The organism is Rhodococcus xishaensis, from assembly GCF_004011825.1.
GTDB lineage: Bacteria > Actinomycetota > Actinomycetes > Mycobacteriales > Mycobacteriaceae > Prescottella > Prescottella xishaensis.
This window is the reverse complement of the sequence record NZ_RKLO01000016.1, coordinates 1-901: the sequence shown is the minus strand read 5'-3', so window position 1 is coordinate 901 and position 901 is coordinate 1. Positions and strand designations below refer to the sequence as shown.

Here is a 901-nt window from a genome sequence, read left to right as displayed (position 1 = left end):
CGCTGCCCGAACGAGACGATCGTGGCCTCATCGAACAGATCGGTGGCATACGTCAGATCCACCGACCACCCGTCGGTGGCGGCCGGGACCACGGTCACCTGCAGATCGAACTTGGCGACCTGAGCATCGAAATCGACCGCCGCCACGGTCAACCCGTCCAACTCGACCGACGCCTGTCCGGGCTGGGTCAGGTTCTGGAACGTGAGCATCACCTGGAACAACGGATGCCGGCCCTGCGACCGCGCCGGATCGAGCACCTCCACCAACCGCTCGAACGGCACATCCGCATGCTCGAACGCCGCCAGATCCGTCCCCCGCACCCGCGACAGCAGATCCACGAACGACTCACCCGACTCGACCTGCGCCCGCAACACCAACGTGCCCACGAACATGCCCACCAGATCATCGAGCGCCGCCTCACCACGGCCGGCCACCGGAGTACCCACCGCGATATCCGACGTGCCACTCAGCCGCGCCAACACCACCGACAACGCCGCATGCACCACCATGAACGCCGTCGCACCCTGCGCCTTCGCCAACGCCTCGACCCGGCCGGCCAACCCCTCATCGAGCGAGAACCGCACCGAGGCACCACGATGCGACGCCACCACCGGACGCGCACGATCGGCCGGCAGATCCAACTGCTCCGGCAACCCCGCCAACTGCCCCCGCCAGTAATCGACCTGCCGCGCAATCACCGACTCGGCGTCATCCTCGGACCCGAGGACCTCCCGCTGCCACACCGCGTAATCGGCGTACTGCACCGCAAGCGGCTCCCACCCCGGAACCACACCCGCAGCCCGCGCCGCATACGCAGTCACCACATCCCGCGTCAACGGCCCCATCGAGAACCCATCCGCAGCAATGTGATGCAACACCAACACCAACACATGCTCGGTCG

At 67.0% G+C, this 901-nt stretch carries 1 protein-coding gene; it reads right to left on the bottom strand.

Features of this window, described 5'->3' with window-relative positions:
- Window positions 1–901, bottom strand: a 901-nt coding sequence (locus EGT50_RS16890) for a condensation domain-containing protein (RefSeq protein WP_235870803.1), incomplete at both ends; no start/stop codon positions are given.